Here is a 21575-nt window from a genome sequence, read left to right on the forward strand (position 1 = left end):
GAGCTGGCCTGGCCGATACCGTTTCAGGGTGTCTCCGAGGTGGGTAGGTTGCACGGAATTGGAGTAATCTGAAAAACGCCGCCTGCGTTGGCGGTGCTTGCCGCAATTCCGCTTTTGCGAACCACGGCCGGCGGTCTCACTGTCTTGAGAAGGCGCCATCTCCTCCATGTCGCTCATTCGTGTCGTCAGCTACAACATCCACAAGGGCCGCTCGGCACTAGGCCGCCGCGACTCCCTGAACGAACTGCGCCTGGGCCTGTACGGGCTGCGCCCCGACCTGGTCTTCCTGCAGGAAGTACAGGGCCGCAACGAGCAGAAATCGCTGCTCGATGCCCAGCACGAATCGCTGGCCGCCGCGCTCAAGCTGGACGTGGCCTATGGCCGCAACGCCATCCGCCACGAGACCGACCACGGCAACGCCCTGCTGTCGCGCTTTCCCATCCTCGAACACGAGAACCAGGACATCTCCGACCACCGCCTCGAACAGCGCGGGCTGCTGCACGCGCGCATCGAGCTCGATGGCCGCGCCGTGCATTGCTTCGTGGTGCACCTGGGCCTGTTCGCCGGCAGCCGCAGCCGCCAGATCCTGGCGCTGACCGAGCGCATCCGGCGCATGGTGCCGGACGGCGAGCCGATCCTGATCGCAGGCGATTTCAACGATTGGGGCGACCGGCTTGCGCCGCTGTTCGTGCAGCAGCTCGGCCTGTACGAAGTGTTCTCGCACGCGCCGCGCAGCCATGGCGGCGAATTGCCGCGCCTGCGCGATTCGGTCAAGCGCCTGAGCAACGCCTTGCGCGGCCTGCCCAGCAGCGGCGTGTCGGTGCTCGAACGCACCAACCAGCTGGGCATGGAGGGCAGCTCGCGCCTGTTGCTGCCGCCGCCGCGCACATTCCCCGCCGTCTTCCCCTGGTTCCGCCTGGACCGCATCTACCAGCGCGGCTTCGCCGTGCGCAGCGCGCGCGTGCTGCGCGGCCGCGAGTGGGCGCGGCTGTCCGATCATTCCCCCTTGCTGGCCGAGCTGGAACTTCCGTGAAGGCTGAGCAGGTCAGGCTGGAGTGGACCGACGGCAACGATATCCGGCTGCTGCAGAACGGCACCGACTTTTTCCCGGCGCTGTGCCAGGCGATCGACGCGGCGCAGTCCAGCGTGCATCTGGAAACCTACATCTTCATGTTGGATCGCACCGGCTTGAAGGTGCTGGATTGCCTGATGGCGGCGGCCGTCCGTGGCGTCAAAGTCCGCGTGGTGCTAGACGGCTTCGGCGCGGCCGAGAGCGCGGATAGCTTGCGCGAACGGCTGATCGCCGCGGGGGCGCAGTGCCGTGTGTTCCGTCCGGAGCCGCGCTGGTTCGCCCGGTTCATTCCGTCGCGCAGCCGCCTGCGGCGCCTGCACCGCAAGGTCACCATCGTCGATGGCAACGTCGCCTTCATCGGCGGCATCAACATCATCGACGACTACGATGACCTCGATCCCACCGATGGCATTTCGGCGCCGCGCTTCGATTTCGCGGTGCAGGTGCGCGGCCCGCTGGTGACCGAGGCGGCCTACGCCCAGGACCTGCTCTGGGTGCGCCTGAACTGGGCGCGCCTGCGGCGCCATCCGCGCGACTGGAGCCGCATGCGGCTGACCAAGCCCAGCCACGCGCCCGTGGCGCCCTGTGGCAACTTGCGCGCCGCGCTGGTGCTGCGCGACAACCTGCGTTTTCGCCAGACCTTCGAGCGCGCCTATCTCTACGGCATCAGCCAGGCGCGGCGCGACATCCTCATCGCCAACGCCTATTTCTTCCCCGGACGCCAGTTCCGACGCGCCCTGGCCAAGGCCGCCGCGCGCGGCGTGCGGGTGCGGCTGCTGCTGCAGGGCAAGGTCGAATACCGCATGCAGTACCACGCCACGCGCTCGCTCTACGACCAACTGCTGCGTGACGGCATCGAGATCTACGAATACATGCCGAGCTACCTGCATGCCAAAGTGGCGGTGATCGACAATGTGGCCACGGTCGGTTCGTCCAACCTGGATCCCTTCAGCCTGCTGCTGGCGCGCGAGGCCAACGTGGTGATCGATGACCAGCCGTTCGCCTGGGACCTGCAGGAGCGGCTGGAGGCGGCCATCCAGCAAGGCGGGCGTTTCATCCGGCCGCTGGAGTATCAGCGGCGCGGGTGGGTGCGGCGGTGGGTGGATGCGGTGTCGTATACGTTGCTGCGGATCGGGGTGGCGTTGACGGGGACGTCGGATAAGTATTGAAGCGGCGGCCACGGCGGTAAACTGCTGGGCTGGAAGGCAGCGCCTTCATTCGGGCACTAGGCAATGAGCATTCTCGTCACCGGCGGCGCCGGATTCATCGGTTCCAACTTTGTGCTGGATTGGCTGGCACAAAGCGATGAGCCCGTGGTCAACCTGGACAAGCTGACCTATGCCGGCAACCGGCACAGTCTGGATGGGTTGAAAGACGACGCGCGCCATGCATTCGTGGTGGGCGATGTCGGCGACATCGCGTTGGTGACACGCCTGCTGCGAACGCACCAGCCCCGCGCGATCCTGCATTTCGCGGCGGAGTCACATGTGGATCGTTCCATTGCCGGATCCGGGGACTTCATCCAGAGCAACATCTGCGGCACCCATGGTCTGCTGGAGGCGGCGCGCGCGTATTGGGCGGGCCTGGCCGGTCCGGCGCGCGACGACTTTCGCTTCCTGCATGTTTCTACCGACGAGGTCTACGGCTCGTTGTCGCCCGATGCCCCTGCCTTCACCGAATCCAGTCCCTTTCAGCCTAACAACCCTTATTCCGCCAGCAAGGCGGCCAGCGATCATCTGGTGCGGGCCTGCGGCAAGACCCACGGCCTGCCGGTGCTGACGACGCATTGTTCCAACAATTTCGGGCCGCGGCAGTTTCCGGAAAAATTGATCCCCCTGGTGCTACGCAATGCGTTGGCTGGCAAACCTCTGCCGGTATATGGCGATGGCCTGCATGTGCGCGACTGGCTCTATGTGGCGGATCATTGTCGTGGACTATGCCAGGTGCTGGCGCAGGGACGCCCGGGCGAGACCTACAACCTGGGGGGGGGCAACGAGCGCACCAACCTCGAGGTGGTGCTGGCGGTCTGTGCGTTGCTGGACCAGGTGCGTCCGCGTGCCGATGGCGCGTCGTACAAGGTGCAGATCACGAGAGTGGCGGACCGCGCCGGGCACGACCGCCGCTACGCTATCGATACCTCGCGCGTCCAGCGCGAACTGGGCTGGCGGCCCGTCGAAACGTTCCAATCAGGGCTCGAGAAAACCCTGCATTGGTATCTGGACAATCCCCAATGGGTGGCCGAGATCGAGGCACGGGCCCATCGGTGCGGAGGTTTGCTGCCATGAAGGCATCAGCGCCGCGCAAAGGCATCATCCTCGCCGGCGGCTCCGGAACGCGGCTGCATCCGGCGACGCTGGCCATCAGCAAGCAGCTGATGCCGGTGTACGACAAGCCGATGATTTACTACCCGCTCAGCACCTTGATGCTGGCGGGCATACGCGACATCCTGGTGATCGCCACGCCGGACGATGCGCCGCGCTTTGCCCATTTGCTGGGAGACGGCAGCCGTTGGGGCCTGAACCTGCGCTATGCGGTGCAGCCGTCGCCGGACGGCTTGGCGCAGGCCTTCCTGATCGGCGCCGATTTCATCGGCGGCGCGCCTTGCGCCCTGGTGCTGGGTGATAACCTCTTCTATGGCCATGATCTGCCGCAATTGCTGGCGCAGGCCGACGCGCGCCGGCAAGGCGCCACCGTGTTCGCCTATCATGTGCAGGACCCGCAGCGCTATGGCGTGGTGCATTTCGACGGCCGCGGCCAGGCATTGCGCATCGAAGAGAAGCCGGCGGTGCCACAGTCCAGCTATGCCGTGACCGGCCTCTACTTCTACGACAACCAGGTGGTGGAGCTGGCGCGCGGCATTCGGCCATCGGCTCGCAACGAGCTGGAAATCACCGACCTGAACCAGGCGTATCTCGATCAGGGCCGGCTGCATGTCGAGATCATGGGACGGGGTCACGCCTGGCTCGATACCGGCACCCATGACAGCCTGCTCGAGGCCAGTCAGTTCATCGCCACGCTGGAACGCCGACAGGGCCTGAAAGTGGCCTGTCCCGAAGAGATCGCCTTCCGCAAGCAATGGATCGATGCCGCGCAACTGGAAGCGCTGGCCCGCCCGCTGCAGAAAAGCGGCTATGGCGATTATTTGATGAGCTTGCTCAAGCGGCTGCCGTTCTGATGATCATCACTCCCCTGGCCCTGCCTGACGTCCTGCTGATCCAACCCGAGGTGCACCGGGACGCGCGCGGCTGCTTCTTCGAGACCTATCGGCAAGCGGAGCTGGATGCCGCGGTGGGACGGCAATTGCGTTTCGTGCAGGACAACCAATCGGAGTCGCACCGCCACGTGTTGCGTGGCTTGCACTATCAGACTGTGGATCCCCAGGGCAAGTTGTTGCGCGTGACCGAGGGAGAGATCTACGACGTCGCGGTAGATGTGCGCCAGGGCTCGCCGACGTTCGGACAATGGGTCGCCCAGCGCCTGTCCGGCGACAACCGGCTGCAACTCTGGATTCCGGAAGGCTTCGCGCATGGCTTTCTGGCGCTGTCCGAGCGTGCCGTGGTGTCGTACAAGGCGACGGCGTACTACCAGCCGGCGCACCAGCAATGCCTTCTGTGGAACGACCCCGACCTGGGAGTGGCCTGGCCCCTGGCTGCCGCCGCTCCGCTGTTGTCGGCCAACGACCAGCGGGGTTTGCCCCTGGCGCGAACAGCCGGCGTCCGGATCGCCTAGGTTACGGTCCGGAAAGATCCGGCGCGCTGGCGGTCATCGGCCCTGGCCGGCCATGGCGCGGGCCTTGCCGCCAACCAGGCCGAGCGCCAGCGCCGTGCCCACCAGGATGATGCCGGCGCCAACCAGGATGGACGCGGTGATGGCCTCGTCCAGGAACCAGGCACCCCAGACCACGCCGAACACCGGCACCAGGAAGGTAACGCTGACCGCGCCGGTCGGCCCGACATTGGCGATCAGCCGGAAGAAGATGATGTACGCCGCCCCGGTGCAGACAACGGCCAGCAGGACGGTGGCGCCCCAGGCCCCGGCCGATATCGGCGCTTCGGGCCAGGTCGCCAACGCCAGCGGCAGCAGCACCAGGGAAGCGGCAAGCATGCTGCCGGTGGCGTTGGACAGAGCGTCCACGCCCGTCAGGAAACGCTTGGTCCAGTTGGCTGCAATGCCGTAGAAAATCGGGGCCGACACCGCCGCCAGCACGGCGGGGCCGGTGCCGCCAGCCTGGAAATCGAGCTTGTCCCAGACCAGCACGACGATGCCCAGCAGGCCGATCGCCAGGCCCAGTGAGCGCGACCAGGGCAGCCGATCCTTCAGCCACAGCCAGCCGACCACCGCGCCCCACACTGGCGTGACCGCGTTGGCCACGGAAAGAAACCCCGCGCCGAGCGATTGGGCGGCGTAGGCGTACAAGAGGAATGGCAGCGCGGCGTTGAAAACGCCCACCACCAGTATGGCCCTCCAATGTCTGGCGATGATGGGCAGCTTTCCGCGCCACAGGGCGGCCGGCAGCAGAAACAGAGCAGCCAGGCCAACGCGCAGTTCGATCAGCGCGACTGGTCCGAACTCGCCCACGGCCAAGCGCATGAACAGGAAAGAGCCGCCCCAGACGGAGGCCAGGAGCAGAAGGTCCAGCAGGTCGCGGCGGCGCATGATCGGTAGTGAATCAGGATTGAGCCCGCGTGGTGGCCAGGTTTTTCATCTTGACCCGATGCGCAAGCACTGCGCAGATCAGGCACAGCACGATACACACGACCAGGCCGGTGCGCACTCCGTTTAGTATCGTGCTGTGCGAAATCAGGATGCCCACCACTGCGGTGCCCAGTGCGCTGCCGATGGCGCGGGTGGTCTGCACCAGGGCAGAGGCCACGCCCACATCGCGGCGTTCGCTCAGCATCTGCATGAACAGCGTCAGGTTGGGCAGCAGGAAGCCCAGGGCACAGCCGTTGACGAAGAACGCGGCCAGGATCCACCAGGCCGAGGTGCCCGGTGAAATCAGCAACACCATCAGCGTGCCCACGGCCAGCATGCCGGCGCCGAACACCATCAGGCGCTGCGGTTCCGTCTGCCGGGGAAACAGGCGGCCATTGATGATGCTGCCCACCGAGATCGCGGCCACCAGCGGGGTCAGCAGCAGGCCGGCCTCGCTCGGGGTGTAGCCCAGCACCTGCTGCAGCAGCAGGGGGCTGTAGAAGATCAGCACGAACATCACTGCGCCGACGGTCATTGCAGCCAGGTTCAGCAACTGTGGTTCGCGGCTGGCCAGGACGCGTAGCGGAAAGATCGGTGAGGCGACCCGGCGTTCGATAGGAATCAGCAGGGCGATGGCGGCAATGCCGGCCACCGCTAGCACCAGGCCCATGGTGGGGTGGGCATGCTCGCCTTCGGCAAAGCCCAATTCCAGCGCCGCCAAGGGCGCGCCTACGGCCACCACCAGCAGGACGGCGCCAACCCAGTCGATACGCCGTTCGCTGGTGTGGACTGGCCGGATGCGTGGGAAGTATCTGGCCAGCAGGAACAAGGCCACCGCCGCGGCGATCGGGGAGATGAAAAAGGCGGCGCGCCAGCCCAGGGCCTGGGTGGCCGCGCCGCCCAGCACGGGGCCGATACCGCTGGCCATGGCGAAAGCTGCCGACACCAGCGCCATCCATTTCACCCGTTGCTTGGCATCCGGGAACAAATCTGCCGGCGCCGCGAAGGCGGTGGCGATCATCATGCCGCCGCCGATGCCCTGCAGGGTGCGAAAGAGGATCAGCTGGCCCATGGTTTGCGACAAGCCACAGGCGATGGAGCCCAGCGCGATGATCAAGACCGACACCAGCATCAGGGGCTTGCGGCCGAACATGTCGCCCAGTCGTCCGAAGATCATGATCGACGCGGCGGTGGCCAGCAGGTAGCCCGTTCCCACCCAGGCATACAGCGCCATGCCGTTCAGGGCCTCCGCCACCCGTGGCAGCGTGGTACTGATGATGGTGGAATCAAAGGCCGCCAGCACCACGGTGGCAGCCACCCCGGCCATGCCCATCAGCAGGTCGTGGCGGGAATGGGCGGGTTCTGGTGGGGGCGATGGCAGAGACGGGGCGGTCATGCCGTCAAGGATATCACCGGCCCCACGGGTTTTTACTTATAGAAGGCGTGGTAGCTCCAGAACACGGCGATCACCAGTACCACCAGCGCCCACGACCAGCGGGAGTTCGCCAACCCCCGGGGTTCGGGTTCCGGCGGCGGCGGGGGGGGCGCCAGCCGCGGCTGGGCGGCCATGTAGTCGATGAAGGCAGTGAAGAACTTGTCGATGATCTTCTCCCCGGCCTTGAGCACCAACCCTTCGCCGCACTCGGCCAGCTTGCCTCCGGTCATGCCGGCGACCGTGTAGGCAAGCCGGGTGCCTTCGTCTTTTGTCGACAAATTGACCTGGGCGGTGCCGATGGCCAGGCAGGCGGCGCGCCCCTTACCCTCGAACACCAGGGTGCAGCTGTTGGGGGGATCGACATCCGAGAGCAGGATCTCGCCTTCGTAGTCGGTGTCCAGACCGGCGATCTTGGCCCGCAGGGTGACGGCATACTCGGTGGGGCTGCGCTGGACGACTTCGACGCAACCGGGAATACACCGCTGCAGTACGGCGGGATCGGTCAACGCATCCCACGTCTGGTGCTGGGTTGAAGGAATCCACTGGGCATCTGCAATGCGCATGGTTGTCTCCGAGAAGACTCTTCGTGGAACTCTTGCGCTTATTCTGATCCTTTCGCGGGCAATTGGCTACTACCGAATTTTACAATTTCAGTTTGCGCAAGAGGTTGGTGGATTGATTGCGACCGACATCAGCAAATGCCGTATCTGTTGGGAGTCCTGGTCTCGGATCAGCTCCGACAGGCGCTGTAAATACTCCTCCAGTGAGGCCGATTCCAAGGCATGCTCGCTGGCCATCTTGATCTTCGGATGGGGCGTGGGACGCGCGTTCTGATCCGAAATCAGCAATTCTTCGTATAGCTTTTCGCCAGGTCGCAGGCCCGTCACGACGATCTCGATGTCGCCATCGGGCGTTGCGGGCGAGCGTTCAGTCTGGCCCGCCATACGGATCATCTTGTGAGCAAGATCCAGGATCTTGACTGGTTCTCCCATATCCAGAAGGAACACTTCCCCGCCAGTTGCCATGCTGCTTGCCTGGATGACGAGTTCCACTGCTTCGTGGATGGACATGAAATAGCGGGTAACTTCGGCGTGCGTGACTGTTACAGGGCCACCTTGAGCGATCTGTTCCTTGAAAAGAGGAATAACCGATCCGCTGGACCCCAGCACATTGCCGAATCGCACAGCCGAAAAATGCTGGCGAGTTCCTGCCCGCGAAGCGCGGGAGGCAAAATCCTGGACGATCAATTCGGCCCAGCGCTTGGTCGCACCCATGACATTGGTCGGACGTACGGCCTTGTCGGTCGAGATTAGCAGAAATGTCTCTACACCTGCTGTGAACGCCGCTTTTGCGAGCGAGTACGTGCCCATCGTATTGTTGCGGGCGCCTTCCACGACATTGGATTCGACCAGGGGCACGTGCTTATGGGCGGCGGCATGATATATAGTTTGTACGCCATGTCGCGCAAGCAGGCTTTTCATCGTCGCATAATCCTCGACAGATCCAAGGTAGGCATGGACCTCGAAGTCGGCTATCGACCGGATGATGCGATCAATCTGATAGAGCGCAAACTCATTCGCATCCAACATCAGAAGTTGTTTGGGTCGCAGCGCAGCAACTTGCCGACATAGCTCGGAGCCAATGGAACCACCGGCCCCCGTAATCAGTACTACCTTGTCGCGTATGCACTTGTTCAGCAGCGCGGGGTCCGCGACAACGGCATCTCGCCCTAGCAAATCGCCAATGTCGACTTCTCGCAGCATATTGACCAAATGGCGCCCATTCGCAATGTCTGACAGGGCAGGCAGGACGCGAACGCGGACGGGGAACTGTTCCAGGTAGGCGAGGATTTCCTTACGCCGGACATGGGAGACTCTGGGCAATGTGACGATCACATCGTGGATATCGAACTGTTCAGTCAGGTAAGGCAATTGAGACGGCGCATAGACACGCAAGCCTCCCACGTCCTTGCCTTGCAGTGCGCCATTGTCGTCAAGAAAGCCGGCAGGGAAAAATCCCCGCCCTTGTCTGAGCGTCGCGGCCAATTGACGGCCCGCATCTCCGGCACCATAGATCAGCACCTGCCTGCCTGCAAACCGCTCTCGAACCGGTAGCCACAGCATCCAGCGCGCGGTGAAGCGTGCTCCGCCGACGAATACCACCCCTAGCAGCCAATAAAGAAGGGGAACCGCCCGGGGGACGCCGCTGGCTCCGGTCATTTGAGTCATGAATGCCAGTACGGCCCAAATCAAGGCGGCCAGCGTCATTCCCTTGATGATGGACCACAACGCGTGTTCACCCATGTACCGGATGACTGAACGGTACAGTCCAGCCTTCAGGAAAATCGGTAGGGCTATCAGGGGGGCGATCAACATGAGAAAAGTCTGCTCGCGATTGGGCACAAACCATTCCCCGAAGCGCAGGGCATAAGATGCCCAGACACAAAAAGTGAGCAGCACGATATCGCCCAAGACCATGAGCGTTTGCTTGAGAGGGCGGCTCAAATGGACAACATGGCGCCCGATGTACTCAGGTAACATCAGATTGTCCTCCGCCCGCCAGCAATACACCTGCCACCGGTGGGGCGTAGGCGAGCATGATGGCTGCATACTGGAACTGGTCCCAGTACATGGTTGAAAATGCCAAGGGCAGTACCCATAGAATGTTGAATGCGATAAGTAGTGCGACTACCGAGCGGTGGCTTGCCCAGCGACGTGCCAGGCGCTGGTATGCGTGGCTTCGATGGGCTTGATGCCATTTCTCGCCGCGCAACATTCTGGTCAGCAGGGTGATCGTGGCATCTACGGCAAACGCCGCGCCCAGTATCACCCAAGTTGACCAGTGCAGCCAGTTATCGCTGATCGAGATGATGGCGAATGAGAAGATCATGAACGCCAGATAGGTGCTCCCCACATCTCCCATGAAGATTCGGGCTGGCGGCCAATTTAGCAGTAGAAATCCCATGACGCCTGCCAGTGTGGCGACCATCCACAGCCATACAGGCTCAGACTGGGAGTTCGGCGTGGATGCTGATGCAATAAGCGCCGCGGCTCCGAGCATGAATATCGCTTGCGTTGCGGCAATGCCGTCGATTCCGTCCATGAAGTTGAACAGGTTGATCCACCATACCCCCAATACGAGTACCAAACCGAGCTGCAGCCCGATCATGAAGTGGGTCGGCCACGTTTGGTTGGTCAGGGCGGCAACCAGCAGTAATGCGCAACAAAGCGTTTGTATTGCGAACCGGGCGCGTGCGGAGAGTGAATACAGGTCGTCGAGAAAGCCGGTCGCCGCGATCACCGTAGACAACACTAATACCTGCCATCCCAGCGGGAGGGAGTATTGGTACACCAGGTACATGCCAACCGAGGTGCCGGCGGCAAAGATGCCCATGCCACCCCCGCGGGGCGTGGCTGTGCTGTGAGAGGACCTCCTGTTGGGGACATCCAGCAGGCGTAGCCAGGCCGCGTGTCTGATCAGTGCGTACGCGACCGAGTACGCGATCGCGCCCGCCAACAGTACCAGCAAAAGAATCAAGGTTGATCCCCTGAAGAGATCGCGTTCTGATGGCCGGAGGCCTTCAGAAGGATTTGTTCCATCTTCTGCCGTGCGGCTGCAGCGGAGAAGTGCTGGCGCACATACTGCAAACCGGCAGTGCCCATGCGGGTACGTGTCTGCGGATTTTGGGCCATTTGTTCGACGAGCCGTGCCAATGCCTGACCATCGTTGGGCTCAAAGCAGGTCCCCGCTCCTGATTCGGACAGAATCTGCTCGGCTTCGCCGCGTATACCGCAAAGGACGGGTTTGGCGCAAGCCATATAGTCCAGCAGCTTGGTGGGTATGGCCCCATGGAACAAGGGGATGTCCAACAGCGTGGCCAGTCCGATATCTGCTGCGCTCAGGTATTTCCGGGCCTGGTCCTTTGCCACCGGGTCCAGAACTTGTACGTTGGGCAGGCTACCCGACGCGATACTCGTGAGTATTTCGCTTTTCTTGGCACCATCGCCCATTAGGACAAAAAGAATATCCGAGCGAGCGCGCAGATGGTCGGCCGCCTGCAAAATAACGGAAATATTATTGGCGATACCCAATGCACCAAAATACAGAGCGACCGTCTTGCCGTTCCAGTCGTGCTTGTCCCTGATTGATTGGGCGCTTTCGTCATCTGGGAAAAGGCGATCGAAATCCACACCACAAGTGACAACTTCAATCTTGTCCGGAGACCAGCCGCGGGTGACGATGTCACTTTTGATGCCGGCGGTCAAGGTTACGATGGTTTTTGAGTGGTTATAGAGAAATCGTTCCATGTAGGACATGACCGCAATGAGTTTTTTGTTTCGCAAAATACCCATTTCTACGGCCGAAGAGGGCCAGAGATCGCGCACTTCGATCACGAAAGGAATGTGGCGTAGTTTGCACACCAAAGCTGCTGTGTACATCGGCATGATGGGAGGCGATGACGCCAGCAGGATGTCGGGTTTGCGGATGAACAGCAGACCCAGCGGGCAGGATATGGCGAACGAAATGAAGTTCAGAATCCGCCCTAGTGTGTTGCGCTTTTTTTCTACGTAGGTGTAGGTTCGTAGTACGTTGACGCTACCGTCCTGTTCTTTGCGTATCAGCCGCTTATACCAGGGCAGGGCAGCTAGTTTGCGATCCATATAGCCGGCTTCGCCCGATACGACGGACACGTCGTGCCGCAGGGCTAGGTGCTGCGTCAATTCGTAGACCAGCGAATGGCCGGGCGCATCGTGCCCTTGATAGTACTGATATGCGATCGTGACTTTCACCGGAACGCCTCAAAAATGGAGATGAGCTTCTCTTCCTCTTCTTCCCAGCAGAGTTGTGAGCGAGCCACGGCGGCGTTGTGACGCCACTGGTCAAGACGATCCGGATCCGAAAAGAACATTTCAATACCTTTTGCCACCGACTCGGCGCCATTGAAATCCACCGTCAAGCCCAGATCGAATTGGCGCACGATTCGTGCTATCTCAGGCAGGTCGCTCGCAAGGATTGGCAGTTGGGCCGCGACATACTCGAACAGCTTGTTCGGCGTGCAGTATCGGTTGTTCAGACAGGTTGCCAGATAGGGGATGCTTCCCGCATCGGCGCCAGCGGTGTAGCTGGGCAATGCTTCCTGTGGCACGGCGGAGAGGAAATGCACGCGACGGGAAATCTTCAGCTGGCTTGCCAACTGCGTCATCTGCTGTTTGAGCTGCCCGTCGCCCAGCAGTACCAGATGCACATCCTGGTTCCGTACCCGGCTCATGGCCTGAACCAACGTCTCGATATTGCGGCCTGCGGAGAGTCCCCCTTGCATGAGCAGGACGCGCGCGGTCGGCGGCAGGTGCAGCATCTCATGGAAAATGCGGCTGCTCTCCGTTTGGGTTTCCAGCGGTGCGGCGTTGTAGATGACGTTGACGGGGGCGGTGAGCCGATAGCGTTGCTCGAGTTCACGCGCAATGGAAGGATTGACCGTGATCACCGCGTCGCAGGCTCTGATGTGCTTGCTCTCGATGTCGCGCCATTTGTTGCGTTCAAATGGCGAGAATTCCTGCTCGGCGTAGAGCTCGTGGCTATCGTAGACAAGTCGCGCACCACAGGCCTGCGCGGCTTGTCTTGCGACCGCCAGCATAGGAAGGTCGTGCGCGACGAACACCGTGGGTGTGAACCGCAGGGCGGCCTCGCCATACAGCCGTTGATAGAATTGCTCTTGGTCCACGAAATAGCGCCACGCTAACCGTTTAGCCAATCGCATTGTGCGGCCATTCATAGGCACCAGGCCTCGCAAAACACGGTACACGGAGAGAATGAAGTTCTCGCGCCGTGGGGCGGGCGAGTCCTGGCTCGCACCCACGCGAACGACCTCCGAGCCCTCTTGCGCACGGTTGGAGTCGTCCAACGGCATGGCGATCAACGTCACCTGCCAGCCATGGCTTCTCAGGCTTTGTGCTTGCTGGAGGATGCGCCGGTCTATTTGTCGGTCCGCCGTGAGCATTACCACGGACGGAGACGGTACCCTCATTGTCAGGCTCCGACCGGTTGCATGTCGCCATCGACGAAGATGCGGTGCCACAGTTCCAGGCATAGCAATCCCCATACGACCCGGCCGAACTCCCGCTCATTGTCCAACACTCGCTCCAGTTGCGATACGTCATACAGGCCGCGTTCACGGGCGTTCCTGGAAAGCAGAATGTCGCGGACGAAATCGCGTGCGACGCCTTTAGTCCATTGGGCCAAAGGCGTGGGGAAGCCCATCTTGTCCTTGCGGTCGAAGATCGGCTGCGGCACGGTGTTGCGCACGGCCTCCTTGAACAGGTGCTTCATCCGTCCGCCAGCGAACTTGATGTTCGGCGGAATCCTGGCCATGAACTCTACGATGCGGTGATCCAACAATGGCACTCGCGATTCCAGCGAGGCGGACATGCTGGTACGGTCTTCGACGTGGAGCAAGGCGGGCAGCGACCCCTTCAAGTCGAAATACGTCATCTGGTTGATTAGCGAGTGCAGGTCCTTGCGGTTGAAGATTTCCTGCATCGACTCAAACGGGGAATAGCCGCCGCGTGCGATCTCCGGATTGAACAGCTGCGTCATGCCTTCGCTACGATCGAGTAGCTTGAAATAGCGCTTGTCGGCGGAATCAAACAGGCCATCGCGCCACAGGCCTTGCAGCATTGGCCGGTACGTCTGCAGCAACGGTAGGTTCGGCACGATGGACTCGAGCGAAACGGCATACTGCTGATTGTGCGCGGTTTCATAGATGGCGCCGGACAAGCACTGTTCCAGGTAGGCAACGAGGTAGCGCGCGTACCCTATGAAGAGTTCGTCTCCGCCCTGGCCACCGAGCACGACTTTCACATGCTTGGCGGCCAACTGCGAAACGTAGTACTGGGGTATCACGCCGGGTCCGGCCAATGGTTCATCCATGTAGTACATCAGGCGGGGCAGAACGTCTGGAAGTTCTTTACCCTGGATGAAGACTTCATGGTAATCGGCTCCCGCAGCCTGCGCCACCAGTTTGGCATAGCCAGTTTCGTCATACTGGGGGCCTTCGGGAAAGGCACCCGTGAACGTTTTTAGTCGTTCGCCGCTGAGCAGGCTCGAGGATAAGCACACCACCGTGCTTGAGTCGAGTCCGCCGGACAGGTGCGCACCCAATGGAACGTCGGAACGCAGGTGCATCCGAGTGGCGTCTTCAATGAGACCGGCCAAGTGGTCAACGAACCAGCGTTCATCGTGCGAATGATCGATGTCGAAATTGACGTCCCAATATTCCTGCTGGTCAAGCTTCAGGTGGTCGCAGTCGAACGAGACTGTCAGCTTCCAGCCCGGCTTCAATTTCTGAATCTGACTGAAGAGCGTTTTCTCACCGAGGCAAAATTGAAAAGTGAGGTAGTCTTGAAGACCGGCGGAGTCGGATTTTGCCTGAACCGCGCCCGAAGCCAGGATCGCCTTGATTTCTGAGGCGAATACGAAACTCGACCCATCGAAGAAATAGTAGAACGGCTTGATGCCAACCCGATCACGGGCGCAAAAGATACGGCGGTTCTTGCGGTCCCAGATGGCGAACGCAAACATCCCCAACAAGCGGTCCAGGCAGCCCTCGCCCCACTCTCTGTAGGCATACAGCAATACCTCCGTATCAGAATACGAGCGTATCGGATGGCCCTTGGAAATCAACTCCCGACGCAATTCAAGGTAGTTGTAGATCTCACCGTTGAAGATGATGGTCAGGCTACCATCGGCAGTGGTCATGGGCTGACGACCGTGTTCCGGATCAATGATGGCCAGGCGTGCGTGGCCGAGGCTCAGAAAGCTATCTGCACGCTCTTCTATCTCCGTGCCATTGCCATCCGGACCACGATGACGGATCGTATTTAGCAGCTTGTCCATGGGGGGCCAAGCTGCCCGTCCCTTGCTTGTCGAGAGAATTCCGATAATTCCGCACATGGCTTTCTTGCTTAAGCAAAAGGGCCGTTCCCAGAGGAGCGGCCACAAAATTTATCATCAGGGAGGCGAGTGCTGCTGCCGGGCTAGGGGCTCGGCGGGTGCTCCACCCGGTTACCCTGTTCGTCGACCCACCCAATGATTTTGGCCGGATTGCCCGCAACAAGCGCGTAGTCGGGGACATCGCGGGTGACGACCGAGCCTGCGCCAACCAATGCAAACCGTCCCACCGTGACATTGGGAAGAATAATCGAACCCGCGCCCAACGCCGCGCCGTAGCATATGCGGATCGGGCCGACCACCCAGTCTGAATTGCCCTTCAGCGAACCATCGGCCGAAATGGCCCGAGGCTGCTTGTCATTGGTCAAGATGACATGTGGTCCGACGAAGACGCCATCTTCGAGTTCGGCGCCATGATAAATGGAACAGTTGTTTTGGATTTTGCAGCGCGAGCCAATGCGTACATCGAAGTCGATATACGCGTTCTTGCCGATGATGCACTCGCTCCCGAGCTTGACGCCTTCACGCACCTGCGCGTAGTTCCAGATCTTGGTGCCGTCGCCGATTTGCGCTTTGGGAGAAACCTCGGCGGTGGCGTGTACGAAGAATTTATTCTCGTTGGTCACGGTGTGTTCCTAAGCTTGTAGCGCGATGCGAAGCGCCTGGATGGCGAAAGAGTTGTCGATTTCATCGCCCTTTGAAACAGCGCGGACGAAGTACGAAATCTGTTCTTTCAATGGTTCACGCTTGGCCACCTGAATCTCGACGAGATCAGGCTCCATATACTTCAACACATAGTCGGAATAACCGCTGACGTGACCAGGTTCGTCGCGGTATTTCTCGTAGTTGCTCTTGTAGAACTGAATCTTCTGGTTGATGTAGTCCATCTCCAGATAGCCGTCGGTGCCGGTAATGTTGAGTTTGCGGATCTTGACGGGGGTGATCCAGTTGGCTTGCACGTATGCGGCCGCCGACGGGTAGCGCAGGAAGAACTCTACCGAGTCTTCGCGCAGTTCAATGTGGTTGCGCCGCTTGTCCGAAGTAACCTCGGTGGGAAACTCGTCCAGCAGATAACTGACGATGTCCAGATCGTGGATCGCTAGGTCCACAGCGATATTTGCGTCGCGGATTTGGGGTGGGAAGACACCGACGCGGCGCGCCATCACGGAAACGACTCGACCTATCTCGTTGTTGCTCAGCAATTCCTTGACCTTGACGACCGCCGGGTTGAAGCGTTCGATATGGCCGACCATCAGCTGTACACCTTGCTGACGGGCAAAAGCTTGTAACTGCAGTCCTTCCTCGACCGTTGGTGCAATGGGCTTTTCCAACAGGACATGCTTGCCACGCCGCAGGCACTCCATCGCGACGGCCGTATGCAGCGTTGTCGGGACACAAATCGAAACGGCGTCGATCTCGCACTCGTCAAGCATCTTGATGTAGTCATCGAAGGCTTGGCAGTTATAGAGCTTGGCGATCGTATTGACAGTTTGCGGAGAGGCGTCAGCCACCGCAACCAGTTCGGTCATCTCGAGCTCGTGCACGGCGCGGGCGTGGTTCTTGCCCATGTTGCCAACACCAATAATTGCATATTTCATGTAAAGCTCCTAAGACGCCGCGTTCAGGCGCTCAGAACGGTACGGACGGTTTCCACGACTTCGGCAATTTCGGCCTGCGTCATGTAGGGAAACAGGGGCAGGTTGATGACATGGCTGCAAAGCCACGCCGCCGTTTCTCCACCCGCTTTCCCCTTCAGATGGGGCGCAGCGCCAGGCTGCTTGGACAATGGCGATGGATAGATATTGCCGAAGCCGATCTGGCGTTCTTTCAATGCCGCTTCCAGGCGGGCCTTGACCGCCAAGTCGTCCACGAAGCACACGTTGCAGTAGCCATTCTCTTCGTAGCCGGCGGGGGCGTCGGCGACCGTGAAGCCGGGGAACTTGTTGCCGAGCTCAGCGCGGTAGATGTTCGCGGCCTCTCGCCGGGATGCCAGGCGCGCCTCGATGTGATCGAGGCCCAGATTGAGGAAGGCTGCCTGCAGGGCGTCCAGGCGGGAGTTCCAGCCTACATCGCCGTGTCCGTAGTGGGCGGTGCGTCCATGGTTGGACAGGCGACGTACCGCATCGGCAAGTTCCTTGTCTTCGCAGAAAACCGCACCGCCGTCGCCCGCCGCGCCGAGTACCTTGGCCGGGTAGAACGAAGTGGTGGCAATCTGGGCCCCTTGGAAGATGGAAACGCCGTCGACTTTGACGCCGAAGGCCTGAGCCGAATCTTCGATCAGCACGACACCGGCCTTACGGCACAACGTGCGCAATTCCTGCAGGCGGGCGGTTCCCCAACCGTACAGATGAACAACGATCACCGCCTTGGGCTTGACCGTACCGAGCAGTTCGGCGACCAGGTCGACATCCATGCTCTGGTCAGCCTTGTTGCAATCGACCGTATACGGCGTGGCGTTGACATTCACGACAGCTTCGAACGTGGCCCAGAAGGTCAGGTCGGGCACCAGGACGATATCGCCTTTGCCCACGCCGGCGGCACGCAATGCCAGTTGGATGGCGTCGGTGCCGTTCGCGCAACTCACGACCTCTTTGGCGCCCGTGGCTTCACGCAGCCGTTGTTCCAGGCGGGCGACGCTTTGGCCGCCGATAAACTCGGCACGCGCCGACATTTCGGCGACTTGTTTCTGCCATGCTTCTTGGAAGCCAGGTTCGAAGCGGCGCAAGTCTATAAAGCTGACTGCCATTTGAGTAACTCCGTAAAAAACGCGTAGATATGTTGGTAGTTGATCGCAATTTTCCCTCTTCTCGACCAGGTGCGCGAGAAGGGAGAGGGATCAATAGCAATTAGATGTGTCGATGTTCTTCCAGAGCGCCTTTTCATCCACGTCAACCATCCCGATTCTGCCGCCGTGCTCTGCGCCGAACGGGATGCCGTTGAAGAACAGCCGGAGCTTGCCATCTGCGGGACGGAAGAAACTCATGCCGTACTGGTAGTCGTCCCATTGTCCGGGGCGTTCGCCCAACACGTAGAACGGTGCTCTGGACGCGGTGATCAGCGTGGAATCCTGCGCCCTGCACATCACGCCCCATTCGATTCGTCCGGGGGCAAGAAAGCGTTCCATCATGAAGAAGTCTTTCTTGCCGGGAAGGCGGGCAAGGGTGTAGAAGCCGGCGTGAAGGGTGGAGCGCATGCTGGCAATCGAGGTCGGAAGTGTCCATGATAGACGATCCAGGGACTGCATTTCCATCACGTGGAAGGAGGCCCCGTCCTTGATTGTATAGGCCACGTGATAGCGGATGCCGTCGTTCCAGATTATTGGCGCCAGGCCCCCTTCCGCCGAGATCGTGCTTGGAATGGTCCATGTTTTCAGATCGACCGACTCGGTCAGCATCACGGCGTCGTAGTGTCCGGCGCCGGCATGATCGGCGGAAAACACCATCGAATAACGTTGCCGCTGCTTGTCGTAGATGATCGAAGGAAACGCATAGCTTCCCTTGAACGGCATCGTTGCTTCGTCAAATACTCTTTCGCCTTGGCTCCAGGTTTTACCTTGGTCGGTTGATATCGATTGTAGAATACGCCAGCGGCTGTCCTCGCCAATGGCCGAATAGTACATTTGCCACCGGGCGTCCTGCTCGAACACCGCGGGGTACTCAGTGTGCCAAGCCTCCTGGCCGTTGCCATTGGGAGCCTGGACTTGAGTCGGCTTGCCGAGGAGCCATTTAATGCGGGCGCTCGCGTCGAACTGGCCGGGGGTCAGCGAGGTGGACGGCTCCAGCAAGCGCGCTGCGCGTTGCAGAGTGATCGATCCGCTTGCCTGGGCCAGCAACAGCAGTCGAACAGGATGACACGAATTAATGTATTGGTACGAGTGCGGGCGCGTGTTCGTTATTTTGAGAGAAATCGTCATTTTGCTTTTTTCTTCACCACGCGATCATAGATTTCAAATAACTGGGTTTCTTGAGCCTGCCAGGAGTATTTGTATTGGGCTGCTGTCAACGCAGGCTTGAAACGCGTCGCACCGCCGCGGGCGGGATCGAACATTTCATTGATCGCAATAGAAAGTGCGTCCAGCGATTTCATGTCGGCAACCAAGCCAATGCCGTCCGTGCCGATGACGTCCCGCAAATACGGCAGGTCGTTGGCAATGATTGGCAGCCGAGACTGCACGAATTCAAAAAGCTTATTGGGCGAGCAGAACCAATGGTTCAGATCGACGGGTTGGTACGGGATGATGCCGGCATCGGCGGAGGCGGTCCAATAGAGTAATTCGGATTGAGGCACTGCATTCTTGAAATGCACCCGGTCCAATACCTTGACCTCTTGCGCAATTCTCGTCAGGTCTGCGACAAGTTCGCCATAGCCCATGAAGACCAGATGAACTTCCTCGCGGACGTTTGCCAAGGCTCGCACCAAGTCTTGCAAGCCCCGGTCCGGGGACATCCAACCTTGGAAAAGAAGAATTTGCTTGGACTTCGGAATGCCCAGTTCTTCCCGGAATAAATCTCGTGGCTGATCATGCAGGTCAGCGAATGGGTCGATCGCATTCAAGATCACATCGGGTGCGGCAATGCGATAGCGGCGGGAAAACTCGCCGGCCAAATGCGGATTGACGGTTATGACTGCATCGCACTCCTTGATCAGCCTCTTTTCGATGCGGCCGAGTCGCTTTTGCTGTTCCGGGGTGAGCGTACATATCTCTGGATAGAGTTCATGGGCGTCGTATATCAATGGCACTTTCAACGCTCGCGCTGAATCCACCCCGGCTCGCAGCTGCGGCAAGTCATGGGCATGAATAATATCGGGGTTATAGAACTTTGCCCGCTCAAGTAATGTCGCGTCACGACTTGTAGCCCTGGCGACACGATGGATGACTCGCAAAGTAAGGGTGTATAGCCGGTTCGAAAGAACAGCACATAGCCAGAAAAAGCGTGATGCGATGAACATTCCGCCGCCCTGCATCTTTGCTTTGGCACGTGAAAGGCTAGGTGAATGTGGGGCTGGTTTGGTGGGGTGTATGACACGCCAAATTGCACGACGTACCAAATTCAGGACTCTGAACGGCATTTCGATGATTTTAGCGACCACTCGTTGGCTTAACGTAGATCCCGCATTGGCGAACTCGATGGAACGTCCGTGGATGCGTGTCACGATCACTTCAATCAGCCGCTGACGGCCGGTCGCAAAATTCACACGCTCGACCTTGACTCCTTCTATGATCTCGGCTGGTGCGAGATTTTTCCCGGGCGCCGCAAGCAGGATGACTTCGTGGTTTCGGGCGATGAGCGACTTGGCTTCCTGGATGATGCGGCGGTCGATTTGCACATCATCGGTCATCATTAGTATTCGCATGGGAAATAAAATCGCTAATTTTCGTATCTATTTAATATCGTATTTATTAATTGCTATTTTTGCGACCGCAAGCGAATCATGATATTTTCGGGCATAGGCCAGTCCTGCTTCACCAAGGGCCTTCCATGAATCCGGACTGCATACCAATTCTTCGAGTGCTGCTGCAATGGTGCTTGGGTTGGCCGAAATAATAGGAAGATCGGGAGGGTATAATGGTAGCAAGTCGTCGCGGATATAACAGACAGTTGGCTTTCCCAGGGCCATCATTTCCACGGAAAACTGGCCATAGGCGCCGATCAATAATTGGTCAACGATAATGTCGGCGTCCAGGCAGGTCTGCATTGCTTCCGCGTGACTCATGTTTTCCACTAGGATGAGTTCGACATCCAGATGGCGGGCTCGCAGTTTTGCAATGGCGGCTTCAAGGTAGCTGGTGCCTTTGAGCATACGGCTGGACGGCCCATGAGCGATGCGCACCTTGCGGCTGGTTTGCTCGTCCTGGACCGGATTCGAGCGTAACGACATCCGCAGTGCGTCGAATTGCTCGAAGCTGAGGGGCTGTGGCAACCAAGTTGCTCCGTCTACGAACTCCAGCAGGTCCGGTGTACTGACGAAAATGCCGTCACAAGTCGCCGCCGTAGCCATCGCCTTCAAACGATTGGCGCTGCATGCGGCAGGCCAGCAGACTTTGCAGGCACTGTACTCATATTTTGCGATAACGGCCTTGGCATCCCGCAGATCACATCCACAAAAATAGAAAAAGATCTTTTTCCCCATCCGTTTCAACCAGGGTATATCGTACAGGCTGCCGCCCGTCAGTGATTGGCCGAAATAGAAGTGAAATACATCGTGTGTTAAGCTTTCACGCACGACTGAAGTGGCGCGATCAGACATCGTGCGCTTCAAGTACCGGTCTGCCGGATATCCATAAGTGGCCGTTCTGTAACAGACAGCTTCTGCGTCATATCCAAGCGCACGCTGTGCTTTTGCCAGTACGCCAGCTGCGCCTGCGATGTTATTGGGCCCGTGGAATATTTTCATGCGCTGAGTAATGCCGGTTAAACAATTTAT

19 protein-coding genes are annotated in these 21575 nt (G+C 59.8%); 5 read left to right on the forward strand and 14 right to left on the reverse strand.

Annotated elements, in window-relative coordinates:
• Positions 1–166 precede the first annotated feature (166 nt).
• From K2W61_RS09280 to rfbC, 5 genes are all read left to right on the forward strand, one after another.
• Positions 167–1033 carry an endonuclease/exonuclease/phosphatase family protein gene (locus K2W61_RS09280; RefSeq protein WP_236755470.1) on the forward strand — a complete coding sequence of 289 codons (867 nt, stop codon included), beginning with the start codon at positions 167–169 and terminating at the stop codon, positions 1031–1033.
• Positions 1030–2241 carry a cardiolipin synthase ClsB gene (gene clsB / locus K2W61_RS09285; protein WP_175141039.1) on the forward strand — a complete coding sequence of 404 codons (1212 nt, stop codon included), beginning with the start codon at positions 1030–1032 and terminating at the stop codon, positions 2239–2241. Before K2W61_RS09280 ends, clsB begins: the two co-directional genes overlap by 4 nt.
• A gap of 63 nt (positions 2242–2304) precedes the next feature.
• Entirely contained in the window at positions 2305–3357 is a 1053-nt protein-coding gene (gene rfbB, locus K2W61_RS09290; protein WP_175141038.1) for a dTDP-glucose 4,6-dehydratase, read from the forward strand.
• Positions 3354–4247 (forward strand): glucose-1-phosphate thymidylyltransferase RfbA, encoded by an 894-nt coding sequence (gene rfbA / locus K2W61_RS09295; RefSeq protein WP_236755472.1) that lies wholly within the window; start codon positions 3354–3356, stop codon positions 4245–4247. Before rfbB ends, rfbA begins: the two co-directional genes overlap by 4 nt.
• Complete coding sequence (gene rfbC / locus K2W61_RS09300) at positions 4247–4801, forward strand: dTDP-4-dehydrorhamnose 3,5-epimerase (RefSeq protein WP_175133665.1); 555 nt, start codon at positions 4247–4249, stop codon at positions 4799–4801. The genes rfbA and rfbC overlap by 1 nt, the downstream gene beginning before the upstream one ends.
• Before the next feature lie 33 nt (positions 4802–4834).
• On the opposite strand, the gene K2W61_RS09305 is transcribed toward rfbC, so the two are convergent.
• From K2W61_RS09305 to K2W61_RS09370, 14 genes are all read right to left on the reverse strand, one after another.
• Positions 4835–5728, reverse strand: a complete 894-nt coding sequence (locus K2W61_RS09305) for a DMT family transporter (RefSeq protein WP_236755474.1) — start codon at positions 5726–5728, stop codon at positions 4835–4837.
• Between the two features lie 13 nt (positions 5729–5741).
• On the reverse strand, positions 5742–7100 hold the full coding sequence (locus K2W61_RS09310) for an MFS transporter (RefSeq protein ID WP_175133757.1): 1359 nt from the start codon (positions 7098–7100) through the stop codon (positions 5742–5744).
• Between the two features lie 95 nt (positions 7101–7195).
• On the reverse strand, positions 7196–7765 hold the full coding sequence (locus K2W61_RS09315; RefSeq protein WP_175133667.1) for an SRPBCC family protein: 570 nt from the start codon (positions 7763–7765) through the stop codon (positions 7196–7198).
• Positions 7766–7852: 87 nt separating this feature from the next.
• On the reverse strand, positions 7853–9742 hold the full coding sequence (locus tag K2W61_RS09320; RefSeq protein WP_236755476.1) for a polysaccharide biosynthesis protein: 1890 nt from the start codon (positions 9740–9742) through the stop codon (positions 7853–7855).
• Positions 9732–10739, reverse strand: coding sequence for an MraY family glycosyltransferase (locus K2W61_RS09325; protein WP_236755479.1), 1008 nt, complete (start codon positions 10737–10739; stop codon positions 9732–9734). Before K2W61_RS09325 ends, K2W61_RS09320 begins: the two co-directional genes overlap by 11 nt.
• The gene (locus K2W61_RS09330) at positions 10736–11992 is read right to left on the reverse strand and encodes a glycosyltransferase family 4 protein (protein ID WP_236755481.1); all 1257 of its coding nucleotides are present in this window, start codon (positions 11990–11992) and stop codon (positions 10736–10738) included. Before K2W61_RS09330 ends, K2W61_RS09325 begins: the two co-directional genes overlap by 4 nt.
• A complete protein-coding gene (locus tag K2W61_RS09335; RefSeq protein WP_236755482.1) occupies positions 11989–13227 on the reverse strand; it encodes a glycosyltransferase in 1239 nt (412 codons plus the stop codon). The genes K2W61_RS09330 and K2W61_RS09335 overlap by 4 nt, the downstream gene beginning before the upstream one ends.
• A 2-nt stretch (positions 13228–13229) precedes the next feature.
• Complete coding sequence (gene asnB, locus K2W61_RS09340) at positions 13230–15152, reverse strand: asparagine synthase (glutamine-hydrolyzing) (protein ID WP_272909283.1); 1923 nt, start codon at positions 15150–15152, stop codon at positions 13230–13232.
• Between the two features lie 83 nt (positions 15153–15235).
• Positions 15236–15775, reverse strand: a complete 540-nt coding sequence (locus K2W61_RS27790) for an acyltransferase (RefSeq protein WP_236755484.1) — start codon at positions 15773–15775, stop codon at positions 15236–15238.
• A 9-nt stretch (positions 15776–15784) separates the two neighbouring features.
• Positions 15785–16747, reverse strand: coding sequence for a Gfo/Idh/MocA family protein (locus K2W61_RS09350; protein WP_236755485.1), 963 nt, complete (start codon positions 16745–16747; stop codon positions 15785–15787).
• A gap of 23 nt (positions 16748–16770) precedes the next feature.
• Complete coding sequence (locus tag K2W61_RS09355; protein ID WP_236755486.1) at positions 16771–17895, reverse strand: DegT/DnrJ/EryC1/StrS family aminotransferase; 1125 nt, start codon at positions 17893–17895, stop codon at positions 16771–16773.
• Between the two features lie 90 nt (positions 17896–17985).
• A complete protein-coding gene (locus K2W61_RS09360; RefSeq protein ID WP_236755487.1) occupies positions 17986–19062 on the reverse strand; it encodes a sialidase family protein in 1077 nt (358 codons plus the stop codon).
• Positions 19059–20492, reverse strand: a complete 1434-nt coding sequence (locus K2W61_RS09365) for a glycosyltransferase family 4 protein (protein WP_236755488.1) — start codon at positions 20490–20492, stop codon at positions 19059–19061. The genes K2W61_RS09360 and K2W61_RS09365 overlap by 4 nt, the downstream gene beginning before the upstream one ends.
• A gap of 39 nt (positions 20493–20531) precedes the next feature.
• Positions 20532–21545, reverse strand: coding sequence for a glycosyltransferase family protein (locus K2W61_RS09370; protein WP_236755489.1), 1014 nt, complete (start codon positions 21543–21545; stop codon positions 20532–20534).
• Positions 21546–21575 lie beyond the last annotated feature (30 nt).

The sequence above is a fragment of the Achromobacter pulmonis genome (assembly GCF_021733725.1).
In the GTDB taxonomy this organism is placed as follows: domain Bacteria; phylum Pseudomonadota; class Gammaproteobacteria; order Burkholderiales; family Burkholderiaceae_B; genus Achromobacter; species Achromobacter pulmonis.